Raw genomic sequence first — 1,413 nt, forward strand, 5'->3', positions numbered from 1 at the left:
AAGTTTTGAAGCCCAATGCCGATGGCCAAAGACACGGCGCCCGCCAAGGAAGCCGAAGGCAGCCCGTAATGTAAGGCACCGAAGGCGACGCCCACGGCCATGCCTTCGGGGATGTTGTGAAGGGTTATGGCAAGCACTAAAAGCGTGCTTCGCTGCCATGAGGTTTTAATCCCTTCGGCGTCGGACTTTTCAAGTCCTATATGAAGGTGAGGAAGGATCATGTCTATGATGCGCATAAATACTCCACCGGCCAGAAACCCGATGGCAGCCGGAATCCAGGATGGTGTTGGCTTTCCTTCGGACATCTCGATGGCAGGAGCAAGCAGGGACCAGTAGCTTGCAGCTATCATGACGCCTCCGGCAAAGGCAAGCATGCTGTCGAGCAGCTTTTTGCTCACCTCTTTGGTCAAAAAGACCGCCGCAGCCCCCAGGGCCGTTACTCCCCAGGTAAAAAGCGTTGCGATGAGCGCCTGCATCACGGGACTTAAGTTGACGAATGCTTGTGTCAAATTCATCGCATCCTCCCCATTTATGCATAATTGATTTAGTTTGACGTAATAAATATAGCATGGCCATTCAAATTAAAAAAGGTTCAATTACAGCAGAACGCGGATAGCATTCGTTTATTTATATGTATAATATATATTAATGAGGAAGCTAAAAGGGCGAAAGGGAGAGAAAGGCAAGTTGAGAACCATGGTTCGCATAGATGAGGACCTTATAAAGAAGGTTGATCTACGAACGAGATCACGAAACGATCACCAATTTCATAGAGATCGTGAGCCGTCGTTATGGGGAAAATTACCCGCGCTACATCGAATGCCTGAAGAGCATCGTGGGGGCATAACGATGACTCTTGACACGGACCCGCCTCAGACGAAAGATAGCCTACATTCGTCAGCAAGTGAATACTATCAACGGAATAGTAAAAACTTACAGACGACAGAAAATAATCGAAGACACGTTGATACTGAGCGCCATAAAGTATTTTTTGCAGACGAGCATTGAAGCAATGATTGACATAGTCTATCACGTGGCTGCCAAAAAATTTAATTACCCACCGAGTGACGCACGTGACGCCTTAAAAATGCTCAGCAAGAAAAAGGTCATTTCGGCCTCGGAGTTTGACACCTATTCTGCTATGGTCGGTCTGTGCAATCGTCTCGTCCATGGTTACGAGGATGTATCGCCGGAATTGTTATACGAAATTATAACCGAGCAATTGGGCGATTTTGAGAAGTTTATTGCTTCCATCATTCCATTAATAATTCAGTTAGAAGAAAATAGGCCTTTGGAGTCAGATATTTAGTTCAGATCTTTAGCCTTGAATTTTACTCTAACATGATAATTTGTAAGAAAAGCATTTTTAGGCAGGCAAAGGCTCAATCCTCGAAGCTAAGCCTTCACCAACCC

The 1,413-nt window shown here is 45.8% G+C and carries 2 protein-coding genes; one reads left to right on the top strand and one right to left on the bottom strand.

Features of this window, described 5'->3' with window-relative positions:
- On the bottom strand, positions 1-515 hold a 515-nt coding region (locus tag Q7P41_RS08585; RefSeq protein ID WP_303883492.1), incomplete at its 3' end, for a ZIP family metal transporter.
- A 341-nt stretch (positions 516-856) separates the two neighbouring features.
- Between Q7P41_RS08585 and Q7P41_RS08590 the strand changes: the two genes are divergently transcribed.
- Entirely contained in the window at positions 857-1,309 is a 453-nt protein-coding gene (locus Q7P41_RS08590) for a DUF86 domain-containing protein (protein ID WP_303883494.1), read from the top strand.
- Positions 1,310-1,413 lie beyond the last annotated feature (104 nt).

This window comes from Acetomicrobium mobile (assembly GCF_937920065.1).